Source organism: Microvirga lupini (assembly GCF_014191055.1).
Lineage (GTDB): Bacteria > Pseudomonadota > Alphaproteobacteria > Rhizobiales > Beijerinckiaceae > Microvirga > Microvirga lupini_A.
The window spans coordinates 1,087,360-1,107,013 of sequence record NZ_JACHWB010000001.1 but is presented as its reverse complement, the minus strand read 5'-3'; the positions used below and the strand labels follow the sequence as shown (position 1 = coordinate 1,107,013).

The following is a 19,654-nucleotide window of genomic DNA, read 5'->3' as shown; positions in this document are numbered from 1 at the left end:
TCTGGTGGATTGAGTCGCGACTCTCAGCCCCGCAAGAGTCAGCCTTCCAACCAAAGCGATTCCCCGTTGTTCCCGATTTAGGCCGTTTACCCCGTACTTTAGACGAGTTCTGATCTGGCCGATCACCCCTCTAGCCACCCGTCCGCAACTGTGGAACCATCCGCCCCGACGAATGACCCAGAGAGGTGCCGATGTTTCCCCTGTCCAACATGCTGAGATCCTTCGTGCGAGCCGGAAACCTGAAGGTGATCGATGCGGAGGGTGGCACCCATACGTTCGGCGGCGAAAAACCAGGCCCAAGCGTCACCATGCGGCTCACCGACCGCTCGCTCTACCACAAGCTCTTCCTCAATCCGGAACTGCATGCGGGCGAAGCCTATATGGATGGCCGCATGAGCTTCGAGGACGGCTCATCGCTCAGAGATTTTCTGAACCTGTTTTCAATGAACCGCTCGTCCCTGGCGAATTACCCGCTGCAGAGCGTGCTCAAGCGCATCTCGCGGGGAGTGAAGCGCTTCCAGCAGGCAAACCCGGTCGGCAAGGCACAACAGAACGTGGCGCATCACTACGATCTAGGCAACGACTTCTACAAGCTCTTCCTCGACAAGGGCATGCAGTATTCCTGCGCCTACTTCGTCAACGACGACGACACGCTGGAAGAGGCGCAGCAGAACAAGCTTCGTCTCATCGCCTCGAAGCTGCGGCTGAAGCCCGGCTTGAAGATCCTCGACATCGGCAGCGGCTGGGGCGATCTCGCGCTCTATCTCGCGGCCATGGAGGAAGTGGATGTGACCGGCGTCACGCTCTCGAAGGAGCAGCATGAGCTCTCCAACGAGAAGGCACGCCGTGCCGGCCTGTCGGACCGGGTGCGCTTCGAGTTGCTCGACTATCGCAAAGTCGATCGCACGTTCGACCGCATCGTCTCGGTCGGCATGTTCGAGCATGTGGGCGTGCATCATTACGGCGAATTCTTCGCCAAGATCAACTCGCTGCTCGACGATGACGGGCTGATGGTGCTGCACTCCATCGGCAAGATGAGCCCGCCCGGCACCGCAAGCCCGTGGCTGCGCAAGTACATCTTCCCCGGCGCCTACTCCCCTGCCCTGTCGGAGGTGTTTCCCGTCGTCGAACAGAGCCAGCTCTGGGTGACAGATCTCGAATTCCTGCGTCTGCACTACGCGAAGACGCTCAACCATTGGCACCGGCGCTTCGAAGCGAACCGCGAGAAAATCGCCGCCATGTATGACGAGCGTTTCTGCCGCATGTTCGAGTTCTACCTCATCAGCGCCGAGACCATGTTCACCACCGGCAGCCAGCTCGTGTTCCACATGCAGCTCGCCCGCAAGCGCGATGCCGCGCCGATCGTGCGCGACTACATCACGGACGTGCAGCGTGAATATAGGGCTAAGGAAAATGAGAGGCTGAAGCCAATCAAGGCCGCAGAAATGGCTCTGCAGTCCGAATAGGCATACCCTCAGCGGGAAGTTGCGCCTGTCGTATCCAATGAAACGGGCCGACCTTCCTGTGCGGCCCTATAAACGGCTTGCATGATGCGCACATCGCGCAGGCCCTCCTCGCCCGGCGTTTTCGGCTCCCGGTTCTCCATCACGGCGTTCGACAGGTGATCCATCTCGGCGGCGAACTGGTTGCCCTCCGGAATCTGCACACGCCGCTCTTCCTTTTCGGTTTTCACCTTCATCTGATGCCGCTCGTACTCCGTGGCTGGATCGAGAACAAGAGAGGCCTTTGAGCCGAACACCTGGAAGCGCTTCACGGACGACGTGGAATAGGACGAGGTGAGATTGGCCAGCGTACCCGACGGGAAGCGAAGCTGAAACGCCACGAGATCCTCGACCTCCTTGAATCGAGGGTCGCTCGCATCGCTTGAGATATGAGCCGAGACCTCCACCGGCTCCTCGCCCGTGATGTACCGGGCTGCCTGGAGCGAGTAGATGCCGATGTCATAAAGGGAGCCGCCGCCGGCCAGAGCCTTTACCATACGCCATTGATCGGCCGGCACCTTTGGATCGAGGATTCGCCCATGGTCGCTCGTCACAAGGCGGATCTTGCCGAGCTCGCCCTCGCGCGACATACGAATGGCTTCCAGGTTATACGGCTCGTACTGAGCGCGATACGCGATCATGAGCTTGCGGCCAGCTTCGCGACCGGCCCGGATCATCGTCTCGCATTCCTCGGCCGTCACCGCCATCGGCTTTTCGCACAACACGTGCTTGCCGGCCTTGAAGGCCCGCACCGTGTACTCGGCATGCAGTGCATTGGGCAGGATGATGTAGACGATGTCGATCTCGTCGTTGTCGGCGATGCGGTCGAAGCTCTGATAGTCGTAGATGTTCTTCTGATCGACGCCGTAACGGTCGGCGACCTGCAAAGCCTTGTCGCGGTTGCCGGACACCAGAGCCACCAGCTTCGACGATTTGCTCTCGGAGAAGGATGGGATGATCTGGTTCAAGGCGAATTGACCCAGTCCCACGATGGCGTATCCGAGGCGCTTTCCGGGCGCTTCCGGCATCTCCTTTTCCATCTCCGGCATCGGTCGTCCCGTCGGCCGGTCAGGTGGAAGAGCCGGCATTCCTCCCCCTCCACCCGAACCATTGCCTTGAGCGAAGGCAGGGCCGGCGGCGGCGAAGGCCGAGCTTAGGAGCAATCCGCCACCTGTGCCGCGCAGGAAGAGCCGCCGGGAAAGGCCCGTTTCAAAGTCGAATGTCATGATGGTTTCCTAGGGGCAATCAGGTCAGCGTCTCGTAGTCCTTGTTCTTCAGGCCGTCGTGGGCGTGACGGGTCGGCAGCGTGCCTTCAGGCTGCTTCTTGAAGTGCGAGGAGGCCATGGAGCCGACGGATCCTTTTGCGATCGTCACGCCTCCGTCGACCGCATACAGCGCACCGGTAATGTAGCTGGCTTCATCGGAAGCGAGGAAGCAGAACACGTTCGCCACTTCCTCTGGCATGCCGCGCCGCCCCATTGGCGTGGCGTCGATCATCATCGATTCCATCTCTCGGTCCATTGGGCCGCTGGACTTGTGAGTCCAGGCCGTGTCGATCGGACCGGGGCAGACGCAGTTGGCGCGTACGCCATGCGCAGCCTGCTCCACGGCTACGCCGCGCATGAAGGAATGGATGAAGGCTTTGGTGCCGCCATACATGGTGTTCTTGGCGATGCCAATCATGCCGGCCTCCGAGCCGGTGGAAACGATGTTGCCGTATGTCTTCTGAAGGTAAGGCAGCGCAAATTTCGTCATCAGGAAGACGGAACGCACATTCGCACGCAGAGTCTCGTCGAACTTGTCGATGGGATAATCCTGAGTTTCCGCCGCGATCAGAAACATGCCCGCGTTGTTGACGAGCACGTCGATGCGGCCATAGGCGCTCACGCAAGCCTCGACCGCTGCTTGGGCATGGTGTTCCTCGGCGATATCGCCAAGGTAGATCTCCGCGAAGCCGCCGGCCCCGTTGATCATGCGAGCCACGTCCTCCACCGGATCGTCCGGCAGGCCAACAAGGAGGAGACGTGCGCCCTCTCGGGCAAACTTGAGGGCAATCGCCTCGCCAATGCCGGTACCGGCACCCGTCACGATGGCAACCTTATCGAAGAGGCGTCCGTTCATAGCGATCTCCTGGAAGCTGAGGGAAGCGTAGCCATGAAGGCAGCGGCCATGGCTGAAGCCGAGCGAGGACAAAACGGGCCGCTCCCCTGACGGTTCCTCTCGCGTCCCGACATCACGGACAGGTGACCTGCGCTCTGATGAATGCTAAGGCGACCGCATGCTTGAAGGTCTGCACCCAAACCGCCCCACCCACGTCTTCCGCATCACCACGGACGAGCGCTCCGCCCGCGCCATGACCGACATGATCGGCGAGATCTTCGATCCGGCCGAGACGGCCGTTGCGTCCTTCGAGACGGAGGACGACGGCCCCTGGTTGCTGGAGGCCTATTTCGCGCACCAGCCGGACGAGGCAGCGATCCGCGACCTGCTGCGCCCCATCGTGGGCGCGGAGGCCGACAAAGGTGTCTTCCTGCCTCTGGAGCAGAAGGATTGGGTGAAGTCGTCTCTGGAGGGCCTCAAGCCCGTTCGCGCGGGCCGCATCTTCGTTCACGGCTCCCATGACCGTGAGCAACGCCTTCCCAGCGACATCGCGATTGAGATCGAAGCGGGCCTCGCCTTCGGCACCGGCCACCATGGCACCACCAAGGGCTGCCTGCTTGCTTTCGTAGATGAGCTGAAGATGCGCACGCCGCGGCATGTGCTCGATGTCGGCACCGGCACGGGCATTCTCGCGTTTGCTGCGGCAAAGGTTTTGAAGCGCCCTGTCGTGGCAGGCGATATCGACCCGGAAGCCGTGCGGGTGGCGCGGGAGAACGCGCGGCTCAACGGGATCGCGGCTTGGATGAAGCTCTATGTAGGCCCCGGCATCCGCCACGCGGAGGCGGATCGCCCCGGGCACTTCGACCTGGTCTTTGCCAACATTCTGGCCAAGCCTCTGCGGATGCTGGCACCAGCGCTGGCGCGTGTGGCGAGCGATGACGGGACGATCATTTTGTCAGGGCTTCTCTACCGCGACGTCCCTGGCGTTCTGTCAGCCTATGCGCACCAGGGCTGGTATCTGCAGCGCCGCTACAATCTGGACGGCTGGGCAGCTTTGGTCATGACACGAGGCAGCGCACGGGCGCTGCCTCGGCAGTAATCCAGATTACTCGGCCAGAACGCCAGGGTAGCGCTTGGCGAGTTCGCGACGGAGCTTGAGGGTCTCAGTCCAGACTTCGCGAACGACCTTGAGGGCAGTGATGATGATCATTGTCTTATCTTTCTTTGCAAATAACGTGCTTAAAGCTTGACGGGCAAGTCGTCGGACTGACTGAGGAACAGGGGCGAATGATCCTGCCGGCGGCCGAGATCGGCCATGAGAGCCTCGTGGCGGCGCAGTTCCCGCGCGGCGCTCCGGACGCGGCTCTCGATGAGAGCGCTCATCACGCGTGTCGCAATCTGCGACAGCTTCGATGTCATGGTGACAGGGCCAGCGAGGTGGGACGAAAAAACGGCTGCGGTCATGGGCTCATCTCCAACAGATCAGTGCTGAAACCCTTCAGCGCTCCTCTGTTCTTGTTGTCAGGAAGATAAGCTCGGTTCGACTTTGGTAGAAGTCACAGGATCACATGCGAGTCATGCGCTCTGTGCAGAACGACCGCGAATATGATTAACATCTAGTCACCTGACGCATAATTCTCAGGCGATCTGCCTGGAGACGCGGCTCTATTCTCGAGGGCATATGCAGTTGCAGCCGCGCTCGCTCCAGCCTAGCGTGCAGGCCTCTCCTTTTCCGATCTTCGGTGCTGCTTTCCATGGCTCATTTCCAGTTTTTCGACGACACGACCTCGCCCGCTCAAGGACCCAAGCACATTGCCAAGCTGCGCGCCGAAATGGCCCGCCGCGGCTTTGATGGGTTCATCGTGCCTCGCGCCGACGAGCATCAGGGCGAGTACGTGCCGAAGAGTGCCGAGCGTCTGGCATGGCTCACTGGATTCACAGGCTCGGCCGGGACGGCCGTCATCCTCCAGAACAAGGCTGCTCTCGTGGTCGACGGGCGCTATACGGTCCAAGCCGCCGAACAGGTGGACACATCCGTTATCACCCCTGTTCAGCTCGCCGACTTCACGCCGGAGGACTGGATTGCCGAGAACCTGCCGCAGGGCGGCACCCTGGCCTATGACCCCTGGCTTCTCACCAGCGACGGCCTGAAGCGCCTCGAGCAGGCGGTGAACCGCGCCGGAGGCAAGCTTGTCCCCGTCGACATGAACCTTGTCGATGTGGTCTGGATTGACCGCCCGGCTCCGCCGCAGGCTCCCGTGCGGCCTCACCCAGGCGACTATGCCGGTGAGACTGCGCCCGCCAAGCTTGAGCGCATCCGCCGCAAGATGGCGGAGGCCAGAATCGACGCTCTCGTTATCTCCGATCCGCACAACCTCGCCTGGGCCTTCAATCTGCGCGGCGGCGACGTAGGACATACGCCCCTGCCGCTCGGCTATGCAATCCTGCCACGAGAGGGCCGTGCCAGCCTGTTCTTCGACCCGGCAAAGGTGACGAACGAGGCGGGCGACGCGGTGGGTGACCTTGCCGCCTTCGCGCCGATCAGCGGCTTCCAGGGCGCCCTGGACGAGCTGGGTCAGACCGGCGGCAAGATCCGCATCGACTCTGCCACCGGCGCGGTCGCCCTGATCCGGCGTATCGAGGCGGCGGGCGGCAAGGTCGATGTGGGGACCGATCCGATTGCCCTCATGAAAGCCGTCAAGAACGAGGCCGAGATCGCAGGCTCCCATGCGGCGCATCTGCGCGACGGTGTGGCGGTGGCTCGCTTCCTCGCTTGGCTCGACCGCGAGGCGCCCTCGGGCAAGCTGACCGAGATCGATGCGGTGGAGGCGCTGGAGGCGTTCCGCGTCGAGACGGGCGCTCTCAAGAACATCTCATTCCCGAGCATCTCGGGTGCAGGCCCGAACGCCGCCCTGCCCCATTACCGCGTAACCTCTTCGAGCAACCGGCCCATCGAACGCGATCAGATCTTCCTGATCGATTCCGGTGCGCAATACGAGGACGGCACGACCGATATCACCCGCACGATCATCGTGGGCGAACCGACTGCCGAGATGAAGGACCGTTTCACCCGCGTGCTGAAAGGCCATATCGCCATCGCGCAGGCAGTGTTTCCCAAAGGAACGACGGGTGCGCAGATCGACGCCTTTGCACGCAAGCCCCTGTGGGATGCAGGCCTCGATTTCGATCACGGCACCGGCCACGGCATCGGCAGCTATCTCTCGGTGCATGAAGGTCCGCAGCGCATCGCCAAGACCGGCCATACGCCCCTGGAAGTTGGCATGATGCTCTCCAATGAGCCCGGCTTCTACAAGCCCGGCGCCTACGGCATCCGTATCGAGAACCTGATCCTCGTCGAGCCGCGCACCATCCCCGGCGGCGACCGCGAGATGATGGGCTTCGAGACGCTGACCTTCACGCCTATCGACCTGCGTCTTGTGGAACCTGCGATCATGACGGCGGACGAGATCGCGTGGCTTGATGCCTATCATGCGGCGGTGCGTGAGAAGATCGGGCCGCACCTCGATGCCGAAACGCGCGCTTGGCTTGAGGATACCACACGGGCGATCGGTTAGATCACATTCCGCAGGACCACGACGGCAACGACTCCGACCGCCACCGTGCCGAGCAGCGGGAGCCGAAACGCTACCATGGCCGTGATCGCCGCGGCGATGGCCTCCGCCCATCCCGTGGTGAGCGCGGTGGGTGCGATCACGGCGACGAGTACCGCAGGTGGGATGGCATCGAAGGCGGCTTTCGCGCGGCCGGTGAGCACGAGGCGGTCGGCCACGAACAGGCCCGCGATACGTGTGAGATAGGTCACCACTGCCATGGCCAGGATGGCGACCAGGGTCGTCATGTCGAGGTTCATGAGCGCGCCTCCTCAGGGGCTGCGAGATAAGCAGCCGCAATGCCTGCGAGCGCCCCCGACGCCACGTGCCAGGGCGCGCCGATGAAGTAATGCACGAGAGCCGCGACCCCCGCGCTGACGGCCACCGTCACCAGCGTCACGCGGCTCTTGCCGAAGCCCGCGACGAGTCCGATGAACAAAGCCGTGAACGCGAAGTCCGCGCCGATGCGCTCCGGATCGCCGAGGAACGAGCCGAGGATGGCACCGATGGTCGACGAGAGCGTCCAGTTCGCCCAGAGCACCACGGCCATGGCGAACCAGTAGGCGCCCGTCACCGGCCGCTCAAGCGCACGGCGCTCGGACAGCGCCCAGGCCTCGTCGGTGAGGAAGAAATAGGCCAGGACCGTCTGGACCCGCGACATGCGGACCTTCGGCGTCAACGATGCCCCCATCAGCACGTGGCGTGCATTGATCAGCAACGTGGCGAAAGCGAGCGTCAGGATAGGCGCGGGACTGATCCATGTCTCGATGGCGGCGAACTGCGCGCCGCCTGCAAAGACCAGAGCGGACATCAAGGTGACCTCGAGCGGCGACATGCCCTTGGCGGCAGCAATCGCGCCGAACAGAAGGCCGATGGGAAGCGCCGCGACGGCCACCGGCGCGATGTCGCGCAGGCCCGCCTGGATATCCCGGCGCGGTGTGGAGACGAAGGGGCTTGCCTGATCCATGACGGTCCTCATTGTCCCGGCCTTATGCGCGATGAGCCATGAGACGTCTTGGATGAAAGTGCTGTTTCAAGCCGTTCGATAAGCCCCCGGCGTCACGCCCATGCGGGCCTTGAACACCCGGTTGAGGTGGCTCTGGTCAAAGAACCCGCAGGCCGCCGCCACATCGCCCGGAGCCTCGCCCTGCCCCAGCAGCCGGGTCGCCGCCCGGAACCGCCGGTCGAGGAGATAGGCATGCGGCGTCAGCCCGGTCTCCTTGGCGAAAGCGCGGATGAAATGGCTGCGCGACAGACCCGCCAGGTTGGCAAGGCCCGCAAGGTCCGCCTCCTCGCCGATATGTGCGTCCAGATAATCGCGCACCCGCAGGATGCTTGTCGATCCATAGCGGACGCTCGGCAGGGCATCGAGATCGGCCCAGCGGGCAATCAGACGGCTCAGGAAGTCGATGAGCCGGGTGTCCTGCTCCATCTCGGAGGCCCAGCTGTCCTCCTGGCAGAGGCAGGCATGGAGCCGAACTTGAGCCTGAAACAGCTCGGGATCGTGGATGACGGAATGCCGGAACCAGGGCGGACGAGAGAGCGGACGCCCGGCCACATCCTCGGCGATCTCCTGCATCAGCTCCGGCGAGGGATAGAAGGTGCGGTACTCGAAGCCGCCGCCATAGGGCTCGCCGTCATGGATCTCGTCGGGGCAGACGACGGCCACGCAGCCGGCCGGAACATAGCGCTGCTCGCCCCGATGGAAGAACGTCTCGCAGCCGGCCAGCACCGCCGCGATCGCATAGGTGTCGTGGCTGTGGCGGGCGTAAGAATGACGGCGGAAGGTCGCGCGCAGGCAATCGAGGCCGCGATAGCGCGGCACCCGCCAGAAATGCGTCACGTCGCCCGCTCCGACCTGGGCAGGATCGAGCGAGACCTCCGGGGTGATCACCGTCATGGGCGCACCATGCCACATCGAGGCCCAACTGTCTTGGACAGGAGTCTCACCCGCGGCCGACGAGGGCGAACCAGCCGTCCTCGTCCATGACCTGGAGACCGAGTTCGGCCGCCTTGGCGAGCTTCGAGCCCGCCCCGGGCCCGGCCACCACGATATCGGTCTTCTTGGACACGGAGCCCGCCACCTTGGCTCCGAGCCGCTCGGCCATGGCCTTGGCCTCCTCGCGGGTCATCTGTTCGAGCGAGCCGGTGAACACCACGGTCTTGCCGGCAACCGGGGATTCACTGGATATAACAAGATCAAAGTCCTCCACCTGTATGAGGGGGAGGTTGGAATCATTGGGGATAGTTAACGCATCTATCTCTGCCTTATTCCTTGGCTCCATAAAGAACCGAAGAAGCGAATACAGCGCTTTCTCCCCGAAGCCATCGATGGAAATCAGATCTTCAAAGTGCTTTGTTTCTTTAGATATTAACTTCGCGATGTGTGTGGATAGAGTTGGCCATCCATGCCTAAGTTTACGCACATACTCAGAATCATCAGCTTCCAAATCTAGTCGTGAGTTGAGATCACTTGGTAAGCTACTCCACAGGCGCTCCAATCTATCTTCGATTTCAGAAACCGCTCTAAACGCATCTTCAACAGAAGAGAAATGATCAAAAAACTTCCGTCTGCTTGCCTCGGAAAACCGCTCCACACTTTTCAGTCCTTCTTCCCATATGATCCAATGGGAAAATGGCAGGCCTTCAGCTTTATAAGCACGTGTGCGTTCAACGATACGCCTTGCTGTTATCGATCCGATACCCTCAACATAGCGAAGCTTAGCTATGATGGCGTTCTCATAGTCGCTTTTCTCATGGAATATATCAAAAAGCTCTTTCAGCTTCTCCGGATCATTTAAGTTCAGATCTCCTCCAAGAGCTGTCTGCGCATCATTGCGCCATGTTTGAAGGACAAATGAGACACCTTCATTCATGTATTCGTAGAATGAGCGGTATGCATGAAAGTGTCTCGCTAAAAGCTTAGCACTCGTCTCACCGACATCAGGTATACCCAATGCGAATATGAAACGGTTCAAAGCTATCGAACGTCTCGAATCGATTGCCTCAAATAAGTTTCTTACACTTAGAGCTCCCCAGCCTTCGCGGTTCTCAAGACGGGACAAGCCGCTTTTGTTGCGTTCCTCAAGGGTGAAGATTTCGTGCGGGAGCCTCACCAATCCAATGTCGAAAAGCTCGTCGATGCGCTGTAGACCCAAGCCTTCGATGTCGAAGGCATTGCGCGACACGAAATGTTTCAGGCGCTCGCGCGCCTGCGCCGGGCAGATGAGACCGCCGGTGCAGCGGCGCACCGCATCTTCCTTGCCGGTGCGCGGATTGACCTCGCGCACCGCGTGGCTGCCGCAGGCCGGGCAGGTGATGGGAAACTCGTAAGGCTTTGCGTCGGCCGGGCGCTTGTCCAGCACCACGTCGAGCACCTTGGGGATCACGTCACCGGCACGATTGATGACGACCGTGTCGCCGATGCGGATGTCGACGCCATTGCGGATCTTCTCGCCGTTACCACCGATACCCTTGATATAATCCTCGTTGTGCAGCGTCGCGTTCGACACGACCACGCCGCCGACCGTGACAGGCTTCAAGCGTGCAATGGGGTTGAGCGAGCCCGTGCGGCCCACATTGATCTCGATGTCCTCCAGCACCGTGACAGCCTTCTGCGCCGGGAACTTGTGCGCCAGCGCCCAGCGCGGCGAGCGCGACACGAAGCCGAGGCGCTGCTGCAGGCTTAAAGAGTCGACCTTGTAGACGACGCCGTCGATGTCGTAGCCGAGATTCGCGCGGTCGGTCTCGATGGCATGATAATGCTCCAGCAACTCACCGACGCTCGTGCAGCGGCGCGTCAGCGGATTGACCGTGAGGCCGAAGCTCCTGAAGCATTCCATCATGCCGTGTTGCGTGTCCGCCGGCATGGCGCTCACCTCGCCCCAGGCATAGGCGAAGAACCGCAGGGGACGTGATGCGGTGATCGACGCATCGAGCTGGCGCAGGCTGCCTGCCGCCGCATTGCGCGGGTTGGCGAAGAGCGCCTTGCCGGCCGCTTCCTGTCGCGCATTGATGGCGGCGAAATCCTCATGCGAGAGATAGACCTCTCCGCGCACCTCGAAGATCTCGGGAACGCTCGAGCCTTTCAGCCGGTGTGGAATGTCGCCTACCGTGCGGGCGTTGTTGGTCACATCCTCGCCCACAGCACCGTCGCCACGGGTGGCGGCCGATACGAGCTTTCCGTTCTCGTAGCGCAGGCTCAAGGACAGACCGTCGATCTTGGGCTCGGCCGTGAAGGCGAGCGGCGCATCGGCACCGAGGTTGAGGAAGCGGCGGATCCGTTCGACGAACTCCTCCACCTCCTCGTCGGCAAAGCCGTTGGCGAGCGAGAGCATCGGCACCCTGTGCCGGATCTTGCCAAACTTTTCCGACACCTTGGAGCCGACCTTCTCGGTCAGGCTCTCGGGCGATTTCAGCTCGGGAAACTGATCCTCCAGCGCCTCGTAGCGCTTGCGCAGGGCATCGTATTCCGCATCGGAGACCGAGGGCGCATCCTCCTCGTAATAGCGCCGGTCATGCTCCGCGATCTCGGCGCCGAGTGCTTCGTGCTCGATCCGGGCTTCATCGGGCGTCAGATGATCGACGGGAGTCTCAGAGGAGGTGTTGCGTGGGGGCATGATCGAATCGGGTTTGAGGGTGCTTGAACCATAGCGCTCCGGGGCGGAGTCTCCAGGGGTGGAGTGAGACGGTGCACGCAATCCACTGTCCTTCCGGACGGCTATTGCCCGATCTGGATCAAACAGCCAGCACCGTGGGGCCCGCAGCGTGAGCTGCGAGCCTTTCAGGTTTGTCGAGGGTGGCGCTTGGGGCAGCCCGGCTCGCTCTGTGTTGGAAGATGTAAGAGCCAGACTGCTCTTCGCGCACGGTTTGTTTCAGCGGACCTGGATCTGCGCCAGGATCGGCCACCCGCGATCACAGGGGTGCGAACCCTGCGGCGGGACCGTGCCTGCTCCCACACTGCGACGCCTCGCGAGCGCGCCCCTCACAGGAACAGATCTAGGGACATGTTATAGTCGAGCTTGGAACATCTGTCAAGAACAAAGTAAGAACATAGTTCGCCTCACGCCCTCTCCCGACATCCTGAGGAGGGCCGCAGGCCCGTCTCGAAGGAGGCTCCAGAGAGCACTGGACGATCCTTCGAGACGCAGCCTCACGGCTGCTCCTCAGGATGAGGCTGGAGAGGTGGACAGCAGAGACGGGAATCCCCGGAACAGGTCCGGGGATGACGCGGAGGCTGGAAAAACTGGAGGTGCCCTTGCGGACGTTGACCGCCCGGGAAACCTCCATCCTCATAGGCGGGTGCTTGAGGTTGAGTCGGGATGCCTGCGATGAACGTGCTTGTGGTTGGCGGAACGGGATTTCTGGGTGGGGCGGTTGCGGATGCCGCGCTCAAGGCAGGCGACAGGGTCGCGATCTTCACGCGCGGCAAGACCGTCAATCCAGCGGTGGGAGCCGGGTTCGAGACGATAGTCGGCGACCGGCACAGCGACCTCTCGGCCCTTAGGGGCCGCAGCTTCGACCTGGTCGTCGACACCTGCGCCTACGCGCCCGAGGCCGTGACGAGCCTGCTCGATGCGCTCTCGCCGCATATTGGCTGTTACGCGCTCGTGTCGAGCGCGTCCGTCTATGCGAATTTCGCAAAGCCCGGCCTAACGGAACAGGCGCCGACGAGCCGCGCAACGCCTGAGCACCTGGACCTCGCGCGATCGCTCCCCCTCGAGCGGCGCTCCAGCGCGGCCTCATACGGCACGGCCTATGGCCCGCTGAAACGGGAATGCGAGCTGGTGGCGCTCGATCATCTCGGCGACCGGGCACTCATTCTCCGCTCGGGGCTGCTGGTGGGGGCTGGCGATTATACGGACCGGCTGACCTATTGGGTGCGCCGCGTGGATCAGGGTGGATCTGTTCCGGCGCCCGGGGATCCGCAGCGGCTCGTTCAGCTCATCGATGTCCGCGATGCCGCGCGCTTCATCGTCGAGGGTGCGGAGAAGGGGTTGGGCGGGGTCTTCAACCTCACCGGTCGCCCCTTCCCCATGAGCGGCCTTCTCGTATCGTGCCGCGAGGCTGCGGGCTCGGATGCGCGGTTCGTCTGGTGTCCGGATGACATGGTCCTGGCTGCAGGCCTCGAGCCCTGGAGCGAGGTGCCCCTCTGGCTGCCGCATGCGGATGAGCCGTTCCGCCACTTCCTGGAGATCGATACGGAGAAGGCATACGCACAAGGGCTTCGGACGCGGCCGCTGAATGAAACGCTCGAGAACATTCTGGCCTGGGACAGGACCCGCCGTGCAACGCCCCTGACGGCTGGAATGCCACCTGAGAAGGAGGCTGCGCTGCTGGCAGCTGTTGAGGCCGGCGTGGCCGTTTGACCGACAGGAAGAGCGATCCTGCTTGGTTACCGATCCGGCATGAGCGGGCGCGCATCCTTCAGCACATGGGTCAGTGCGTCGGTCATCTGTCCGAGCACAACACGGTCTACGTTCTCCGCATTATCGCAGGCCTTGTGATAGCAGGGATCGTAAGGCTGCCCGGCCTGCCCGCCGAACCGGGCGGCATGCTCGTCGCTCTTCGCATTGCCGGCGCCGGTGAAGAGGCCGAGCGTCGGAATGTTCTTGGCCGCAAAAGCCGCATCGTCCGAGCCGAAGCCGCGCTGGTTGCGAGAGCGCTCCTCCACGGCAAGATCCTTGGATTCAAAATGATCTGTGAAGGCCTGGATGATGCCAGCGGTTTCGGCGGTGCGCTCCGTCTGCGAGAGCTGGATGAAGCGCCCGAAGTTCACCGAGCCGACCATGTCGAGATTGATGTAGAACCGAATCCGCTGCCGCTGTTCTTCCGAGAGCGCGTCCAGGTGATGGCGCGAACCGACGAGGCCGCGCTCCTCCGCGCCCCAGAAGGCGAAGCGGATCGGCGTGGCGGTGGCGGGTTCCTTGGCAAGACGCAGGGCCGTCTCCAGAACGGCGGCCGTGCCGCTGGCATTGTCGTTCATGCCGGGCCCCTCGGAAACGCCGTCGAGATGCGCGCCGACGACGATAAAAGAACCGCCTGTCTCACCGCGATCGGCAAGCACATTCCGGGTCGAGCGGGTGCCGGTCTCGACCTCGATCTTCAGCCGGACCCGGTTGCGCAACGGATCCTGCACCGCTTCGGCAAGCTTGCGCCCGACCTCGGTGGTCACGCCCAGTACGGGAATGGATGCCTGCGTGCTCAGGCGTCCGCCGAAGATGCCGGTCTGGTCTCCGGTGCCCTGGTTCATGATGATGAGGCCTGCCGCTCCCGCCGCCTGGGCCAGTTCCGCCTTGGTCTGGAACGGACAGGTACCCCGCCGGACAAGGGCGATATGGCCCGGCGTGAAGCCCACGAAATCCTCACGCTCGCAGCCGCTGGTCGAAATCTGCAGAGGCTCCTCGTTCAGAGCCAGATCCACCGCATGGACGGACGCCGTCACGTCGCCGGAACCGGAACTCGCCAGGGTGCGCAGCGCCTCGCGGGGCAGCGTGACCGCATCGAGTTCTTTGGGCCTAGAGACGAGAACCGGCGGCGACCGCTCGTCGAAGAACGGAAAGGTGAACTCCTCGAACCGCACATTGTAGCCGGCGGCGCGCAGCTGGTCGGCCACGTACTCGGCGGAGCGGTCATAGCCGGACGTGCCGGCTGCCCTGTTGCCGCCGTTCGCCGTGGCGATGTCCTGCAGCGCCTGAACATGACGGAAGGGATCGGCCTGGGCGCCGGTTGCGGGCAGGCCGACATCCGCACGGGACACCACAGTGCCCGTCATAAGGACAAGCGCTGTAAGGGCTGTTCGACAGGCATTCGGATGCAGGGCGGACACGCGGCTCTCGCTTCCAGGACTGCACAGGAGCGTGCACCCGCAGGAGATCGGGCCTCCCCGCCCGCTGGCAAGATCAGGAAGCCGCAACCTCACACAGACGTGAGACGGCGAAACGGACATCCCGAAAGAGGATTTGCAGCCTCGGGCGGGCCATGCGCTAATCGCTGCCCGATTCGTTGGCCTGCATGGAGCGGGACGCGATGCCTGAGGTTCTGTCGCCGAACGCGCTGTCGGATCTGATCGGAGCGATCTACGACTGCGCCATCGATCCGGCCCAATGGGAGCCGACCCTGGCGCAGGTCGCCGGAGCATCGGACTGCGCGGTGGCATCCCTCACCCTCAACGATCTGCGTTACAACCGCTTCCTCATCAACAAGGCGGCCGGATGGGATGCCTTCCTGCTGAAGCAGAAATCGGAGAAGCATGTTCCGGAGATCAACGCGCGGCTGACCGAATGGCTTGCCGAGCAGCCGACGCTGGACGAGCCTTTCGTGACCTCGCGCCATCTCAGCCCTGATTACATCCAATCGTCGGACTATGTGCAGGAATGCCTCAAGCCGCAGGGCATCGTGGACATCATGCATGTGTTCCTGATGTACACGCCCACGCAGTTTGCGGAGCTGGGCCTCGGGCGGCATGAGCAGCACGGAGCGATCACCGAGCGCGAGATCGCCATCGGCCGCATGCTGCTGCCGCATCTGCGTCGCGCCGTGACGATCAGCAACCTGCTCGATGTGAAGACGATCGAGCGGGCCCATCTGGCGGAAACCCTCGACAAGCTTCGTTGCGGCGTCGTTCTGGCCGACCGGCAGGGACGGATCCTGCATGCGAATTGCGCTGCCGCGACCATGCTCCGCAACGGCTCTCCCATCAGGGATGTGAAGGGTGCCCTGGGTGCCAGGAACCCCGCGGCAGCCCGGGAGCTCCGCAACGCCATCACGCTCGCAACCCAGGACGAGGCCCGCCTGGGGCAGACCGGCCTCGCGATCCGCCTCACCGGCGCCGACGAAGCGCCGGTCTATGCCCATGTTCTGCCGGTCTCCGGCGGCGCGTTGCGCACGCGGCTGCAGCCGGACGCGGTCGCGGCGATCTTCATCGGCGCGCCCCACGAGCAGCAGGATGGCGCTCAGTTGCTGATGGTGGCCTTCGGCCTCACCGCCGCGGAGGCTCGCGTGCTCGAAGGGATTCTTGCCGGCCGCTCCCTCCCGCAGACGGCAGCGCATCTCGGTGTCGCGCCATCAACGGCCAAGACTCATCTCGACCACATCTTCGCGAAGACCGGCGCCTCCCGCCAGACCGAGCTGATCCGCCTCGCCATGCAGATGATGCTGCCCGTTCGCCGCACCCAGCCGTGACGCACAGCAACCTGACGCCCAGCCCCTACGCACGCACAAAATTGCCCTCCCTCTCCCCTGTTCGGTGGAGGACAGGACGGGCGGCGCAGTGGCATCTTTTCCTTGAGAGTTGCGCCACGCGGATTGAAGCGGAAGCGCGACGGGAAGCCTTTGACCGGCACCATGCGTGCTGTCCGGCCGCCCGCACTCCAAGGGAGGTTATCATGCGCATTACCCCGACAGCTTTCACGGCCACGCTCCTTTTCCTGGCACCTGCAGGGACCGTCTACGCGGATTGCACCAGAGGCGACGTCGTTCAGGTCGGCGCATTCAGCGGCGATACGGAGAAGAATACGTTCGGACGCTCCTGCGACACCGTGGAGGTCGAGCGCACGGGTTCGCTTGCGGGCAGGGCCGATCAAAAGCTCGTCCCGATCGGCGTCGTGACCGGCGAGCCCGAGAAGGATACGCTCGGATACGCCCGTGCGGAATGATCCGCAGCAGCTTTCGGCCTGACAGTCTCGCCGCATCGGCACCGGCTCCCCGGTGCCGGCCCCTCCCTGCCTCAGGATCAAAGGCTGCTCATGACAGGTGTATCGCTTGCAAGCTTCGTCGCAGGAATGGGCGTGGGGCTGACCGTTGCCGTACCGATCGGACCGATGGGCCTGCTGTGCATCCAGAGAACGCTCGCCTTCGGGCTGGAGGCGGGATTCGCCACGGGCCTGGGTGCCGCGACCGTCCATCTCGCTCTCGGGACCATGACGGCCTTCGGGTTCGGCGCGGTGCTGCTGGCATGGACCGGCAGCCAGATCTTCTCCTTCGTCTCGGCCGGACTGCTCTTCTGGTTTGCCGCCCGGATCATGCGGTGCTCCGTGCCTGTCGGCCCCGCTCCGTCGCAACGGGAGGGGTGGCTGCGCTTCTATGGCAGCGCCATTCTCTTCGGTGTGTCCAATCCCCTTGCGATCCTGCTCTTCGCGGCAGCTCTTCCGGTCTTCGCCGAGGGGAGCGATGCCGAGGCTGCGCCTCTCCTCGTCGCGGGCGTCTTCCTGGGCTCGATCGCCTGGTGGATCTGTCTCGCAACGACGATCTCCCTCATCCGCAACCGTCTGTCGTCACGGATCATCGGCATCACGACCAGGGCCAGCGGTCTCATGCTGGCAGGGCTCGGAGCCTTCACCATGGCCAACGCCTTCGGGCTGGAACTGCCGTGACGCGATGAATGGCGGCCCTGATGGGCCGCCGCATCCAGGGCTGAATTACGGAGTGCGCGATGTTGGAAGGATCGGCAACTCGATGCGCGCTATCAGTCCGCCGCGATCCGGCTTGTTGCGCAGCGACAGACGCCCTCCGATCCGCGTTGCCAGGGCTTTGGCGATGGACAGTCCGAGCCCCGTTCCCTCCTGATCGTGATCGCCGCGCACAAAGGACTCGCAGGCTCGATCGAGCATTTCCTCAGGCAGTCCGGGTCCCGTATCGACGACCTCGATCTGCTCCAGACCTCCCGCACGCCGGGCAGAGACGGTCACCTGCCCGCCGGATGGCGTGTAGCGAATGGCGTTGTCGAGAAGGTTGGAGAAGATCGCGACGAGCCCCTGCCGTTCGGCACGCACGGCCCCAATCGGCAATGCGATGGATTCGAGATTGATACCTTTTCTCTCTGCCAGAGGAATCACGCCACGCAAGGCTTCCTGGAGAGCGTCGGCAAGGTCAACCGGCTGCGGCTCATCCACCGACACCGGGGCCTCCGCCCGGGCAAGGGCCAGAAGCTGGTTCGTCAGAGTCGACATCCTCCGAACCGCAAGATCCATGTCATCGAGAATGTCCGTCGTTTCTTTGCCTCTCGGCGCGTGCCGCAGATTACCGGCTTGAATGCGAAGGGCCGTCAGAGGCGTGCGCAGCTGGTGCGCCGCGTTGGAGACGAAGCGCCGTTGCGATGCAAGCGACTCCGTGAGCCGCTCGAGCGCCTTGTTCATCGCTTGGATGAGAGGCGCGATCTCGCTCGGCACGTCCGATGCGGCCAGTGGCTGCGTGGAATCGGGCTTGCGGGCCATGAGCTGGATCGTGAGGGCATCCACGGGCGTGAGAAGCCGGCCCACAAGCCAGTGCACGAGGAGCGCCGATATGGGGACGAGGAGCAGGACGATGACGATGGCGGGCAGTGCCGCCATCAGGGCAAGCTCCCGGCGCACGCTGGTCCTTTGAGAAACCTGGACGGTGCCGTCGTCCAGGACCCAGGTGTAGCTGTGCCACTGTCCGCCTGGCGCATCGAAATTCGAGAAGCCGGTCTTCTCCTGACGCGGCAGGTCGAACCCCGGAGGAAAGGACTTCAGCAGGTTCCCGTCGTCGTCCCAGGTTTGAACGACGATCATGTCGTCGGGCTCGAGCGGCGGCGCAGGCATCTGCGCCAGATCGTCGACCGAGCTGACCACGTTGAAAGCGATCTCGCGCATCTGACTGTCGAGGAGATTCTCCGGATCCTGCTGAGCCACGACGTAAGCGCCCAATCCACCGAACAGGCCGAAGAGGATCAACAGAGAGGTGAACCACACCGTGAGGCGCGTCCGGAGCGAGTTGCGGTGCTTCATTTCACCACCATCCAGCCGACTCCGCGCACATTGCGGATGATGTCATTGCCGAACTTCCGGCGGATGTAGTGGATCAGAACGTCCACCGCATTGCTCTCCACCTCGTCTCCCCAACCATAGAGGGCATCCTCGAGCTGCTTGCGGGACAGGATGGCTCCAGGCCGTTCGAGCAACGCCTGAAGGAGCGCGAATTCCCGTGCGGGCAGAAGCTGCGTAATCCCCTTGTAGCTGGCCTCGTGGGCTGCGAGATCGAGGACGATTTCTGAGGATCTGATCTGCGATGTCGGATGCCCGGCATGGCGACGGACGACAGCCCTGATCCGGGCCGAGAGCTCGTCGAAGTCGAACGGCTTCACGATGAAGTCGTCCGCCCCCAGATCCAGGCCGGCCACGCGGATGTCGACATCATCGCGCGCCGTGACGATCAGCACCGGGGTTTCATCCTTGCTGCGCCGCATTTCCTTGAGCACATCGAGGCCGGCTTTATCCGGAAGGCCAAGGTCGAGCAGGACGGCAGAATAGCGGTTTGCGCGCAGGGCTGAGAGCGCATCGCCGCCCGATCGAGTCCAGTCGATTGCCGCGCCCGAACCTTCGAAGGCGCGTGCTAGACTACGCCCGATCAACGGATCATCCTCGACCAGCAGGACCCGCATGATTGCCGCTCACGATGCAGAGTGAGTTCAATCCAAGTGCC

At 63.1% G+C, this 19,654-nt stretch carries 17 protein-coding genes; 7 read left to right on the top strand and 10 right to left on the bottom strand.

Annotated elements, in window-relative coordinates:
* Positions 1-191: 191 nt before the first annotated feature.
* Complete coding sequence (locus tag FHR70_RS05495) at positions 192-1,466, top strand: SAM-dependent methyltransferase (RefSeq protein ID WP_183447861.1); 1,275 nt, start codon at positions 192-194, stop codon at positions 1,464-1,466.
* Between the two features lie 8 nt (positions 1,467-1,474).
* Here FHR70_RS05495 and FHR70_RS05490 read toward each other — a convergent pair whose 3' ends face one another.
* Complete coding sequence (locus FHR70_RS05490; RefSeq protein ID WP_246407799.1) at positions 1,475-2,728, bottom strand: Gfo/Idh/MocA family protein; 1,254 nt, start codon at positions 2,726-2,728, stop codon at positions 1,475-1,477.
* 19 nt (positions 2,729-2,747) lie between these two features.
* Positions 2,748-3,623: an SDR family NAD(P)-dependent oxidoreductase gene (locus FHR70_RS05485; protein ID WP_183447859.1), complete on the bottom strand. Its 876-nt coding sequence runs from the start codon at positions 3,621-3,623 to the stop codon at positions 2,748-2,750.
* Positions 3,624-3,780: 157 nt separating this feature from the next.
* Here FHR70_RS05485 and FHR70_RS05480 point away from each other — a divergent pair, with 157 nt between their 5' ends.
* Positions 3,781-4,701 carry a 50S ribosomal protein L11 methyltransferase gene (locus tag FHR70_RS05480; protein ID WP_183447857.1) on the top strand — a complete coding sequence of 307 codons (921 nt, stop codon included), beginning with the start codon at positions 3,781-3,783 and terminating at the stop codon, positions 4,699-4,701.
* Positions 4,702-4,841: 140 nt separating this feature from the next.
* Here FHR70_RS05480 and FHR70_RS05475 read toward each other — a convergent pair whose 3' ends face one another.
* Positions 4,842-5,066: a hypothetical protein gene (locus FHR70_RS05475; protein WP_183447855.1), complete on the bottom strand. Its 225-nt coding sequence runs from the start codon at positions 5,064-5,066 to the stop codon at positions 4,842-4,844.
* Positions 5,067-5,356: 290 nt separating this feature from the next.
* On the opposite strand from FHR70_RS05475, the gene FHR70_RS05470 reads away from it, so the two are divergent.
* Positions 5,357-7,177, top strand: coding sequence for an aminopeptidase P family protein (locus FHR70_RS05470; protein WP_183447853.1), 1,821 nt, complete (start codon positions 5,357-5,359; stop codon positions 7,175-7,177).
* On the opposite strand, the gene FHR70_RS05465 is transcribed toward FHR70_RS05470, so the two are convergent.
* The 4 genes from FHR70_RS05465 to ligA all read right to left on the bottom strand — a co-directional run bounded on the left by FHR70_RS05465 (position 7,174) and on the right by ligA (position 11,832).
* Positions 7,174-7,473 (bottom strand): AzlD family protein, encoded by a 300-nt coding sequence (locus FHR70_RS05465; protein ID WP_183447851.1) that lies wholly within the window; start codon positions 7,471-7,473, stop codon positions 7,174-7,176. The genes FHR70_RS05470 and FHR70_RS05465 overlap by 4 nt on opposite strands.
* Positions 7,470-8,180 (bottom strand): AzlC family ABC transporter permease, encoded by a 711-nt coding sequence (locus FHR70_RS05460; protein WP_183447849.1) that lies wholly within the window; start codon positions 8,178-8,180, stop codon positions 7,470-7,472. The genes FHR70_RS05465 and FHR70_RS05460 overlap by 4 nt, the downstream gene beginning before the upstream one ends.
* Before the next feature lie 66 nt (positions 8,181-8,246).
* Entirely contained in the window at positions 8,247-9,113 is an 867-nt protein-coding gene (locus tag FHR70_RS05455) for an AraC family transcriptional regulator (RefSeq protein WP_183447847.1), read from the bottom strand.
* A 46-nt stretch (positions 9,114-9,159) separates the two neighbouring features.
* On the bottom strand, positions 9,160-11,832 hold the full coding sequence (ligA, locus tag FHR70_RS05450) for an NAD-dependent DNA ligase LigA (protein ID WP_183447844.1): 2,673 nt from the start codon (positions 11,830-11,832) through the stop codon (positions 9,160-9,162).
* Positions 11,833-12,543: 711 nt separating this feature from the next.
* On the opposite strand from ligA, the gene FHR70_RS05445 reads away from it, so the two are divergent.
* Complete coding sequence (locus tag FHR70_RS05445) at positions 12,544-13,581, top strand: NAD-dependent epimerase/dehydratase family protein (protein ID WP_183447842.1); 1,038 nt, start codon at positions 12,544-12,546, stop codon at positions 13,579-13,581.
* A 26-nt stretch (positions 13,582-13,607) separates the two neighbouring features.
* On the opposite strand, the gene FHR70_RS05440 is transcribed toward FHR70_RS05445, so the two are convergent.
* Positions 13,608-14,972, bottom strand: coding sequence for a M20/M25/M40 family metallo-hydrolase (locus tag FHR70_RS05440; RefSeq protein WP_183447840.1), 1,365 nt, complete (start codon positions 14,970-14,972; stop codon positions 13,608-13,610).
* Positions 14,973-15,241: 269 nt separating this feature from the next.
* Here FHR70_RS05440 and FHR70_RS05435 point away from each other — a divergent pair, with 269 nt between their 5' ends.
* The 3 genes from FHR70_RS05435 (at position 15,242) to FHR70_RS05425 (ending at position 17,586) form a co-directional block, all read left to right on the top strand.
* The gene (locus FHR70_RS05435; protein WP_183447838.1) at positions 15,242-16,396 is read left to right on the top strand and encodes a helix-turn-helix transcriptional regulator; all 1,155 of its coding nucleotides are present in this window, start codon (positions 15,242-15,244) and stop codon (positions 16,394-16,396) included.
* Positions 16,397-16,599: 203 nt separating this feature from the next.
* Positions 16,600-16,869 carry a hypothetical protein gene (locus FHR70_RS05430; protein WP_183447836.1) on the top strand — a complete coding sequence of 90 codons (270 nt, stop codon included), beginning with the start codon at positions 16,600-16,602 and terminating at the stop codon, positions 16,867-16,869.
* Positions 16,870-16,959: 90 nt separating this feature from the next.
* On the top strand, positions 16,960-17,586 hold the full coding sequence (locus FHR70_RS05425; RefSeq protein WP_183447834.1) for a LysE family translocator: 627 nt from the start codon (positions 16,960-16,962) through the stop codon (positions 17,584-17,586).
* A 45-nt stretch (positions 17,587-17,631) separates the two neighbouring features.
* On the opposite strand, the gene FHR70_RS05420 is transcribed toward FHR70_RS05425, so the two are convergent.
* Entirely contained in the window at positions 17,632-18,960 is a 1,329-nt protein-coding gene (locus FHR70_RS05420; protein WP_183447833.1) for a sensor histidine kinase, read from the bottom strand.
* Positions 18,957-19,613, bottom strand: coding sequence for a response regulator (locus FHR70_RS05415; protein ID WP_183447831.1), 657 nt, complete (start codon positions 19,611-19,613; stop codon positions 18,957-18,959). Before FHR70_RS05415 ends, FHR70_RS05420 begins: the two co-directional genes overlap by 4 nt.
* Positions 19,614-19,654 lie beyond the last annotated feature (41 nt).

Excerpts from the sequence above, each read along its gene's own strand:
- FHR70_RS05495 (WP_183447861.1), top strand. The coding sequence starts at position 192 with ATGTTTCCCCTGTCCAACATGCTGAGATCCTTCGTGCGAGCCGGAAAC.
- FHR70_RS05490 (WP_246407799.1), bottom strand. The coding sequence starts at position 2,728 with ATGACATTCGACTTTGAAACGGGCCTTTCCCGGCGGCTCTTCCTGCGC.
- FHR70_RS05485 (WP_183447859.1), bottom strand. The coding sequence starts at position 3,623 with ATGAACGGACGCCTCTTCGATAAGGTTGCCATCGTGACGGGTGCCGGT.
- FHR70_RS05480 (WP_183447857.1), top strand. The coding sequence starts at position 3,781 with ATGCTTGAAGGTCTGCACCCAAACCGCCCCACCCACGTCTTCCGCATC.
- FHR70_RS05475 (WP_183447855.1), bottom strand. The coding sequence starts at position 5,066 with ATGACCGCAGCCGTTTTTTCGTCCCACCTCGCTGGCCCTGTCACCATG.
- FHR70_RS05470 (WP_183447853.1), top strand. The coding sequence starts at position 5,357 with ATGGCTCATTTCCAGTTTTTCGACGACACGACCTCGCCCGCTCAAGGA.
- FHR70_RS05465 (WP_183447851.1), bottom strand. The coding sequence starts at position 7,473 with ATGAACCTCGACATGACGACCCTGGTCGCCATCCTGGCCATGGCAGTG.
- FHR70_RS05460 (WP_183447849.1), bottom strand. The coding sequence starts at position 8,180 with ATGGATCAGGCAAGCCCCTTCGTCTCCACACCGCGCCGGGATATCCAG.
- FHR70_RS05455 (WP_183447847.1), bottom strand. The coding sequence starts at position 9,113 with ATGACGGTGATCACCCCGGAGGTCTCGCTCGATCCTGCCCAGGTCGGA.
- ligA (WP_183447844.1), bottom strand. The coding sequence starts at position 11,832 with ATGCCCCCACGCAACACCTCCTCTGAGACTCCCGTCGATCATCTGACG.
- FHR70_RS05445 (WP_183447842.1), top strand. The coding sequence starts at position 12,544 with ATGAACGTGCTTGTGGTTGGCGGAACGGGATTTCTGGGTGGGGCGGTT.
- FHR70_RS05435 (WP_183447838.1), top strand. The coding sequence starts at position 15,242 with ATGCCTGAGGTTCTGTCGCCGAACGCGCTGTCGGATCTGATCGGAGCG.
- FHR70_RS05430 (WP_183447836.1), top strand. The coding sequence starts at position 16,600 with ATGCGCATTACCCCGACAGCTTTCACGGCCACGCTCCTTTTCCTGGCA.
- FHR70_RS05425 (WP_183447834.1), top strand. The coding sequence starts at position 16,960 with ATGACAGGTGTATCGCTTGCAAGCTTCGTCGCAGGAATGGGCGTGGGG.
- FHR70_RS05420 (WP_183447833.1), bottom strand. The coding sequence starts at position 18,960 with ATGAAGCACCGCAACTCGCTCCGGACGCGCCTCACGGTGTGGTTCACC.
- FHR70_RS05415 (WP_183447831.1), bottom strand. The coding sequence starts at position 19,613 with ATGCGGGTCCTGCTGGTCGAGGATGATCCGTTGATCGGGCGTAGTCTA.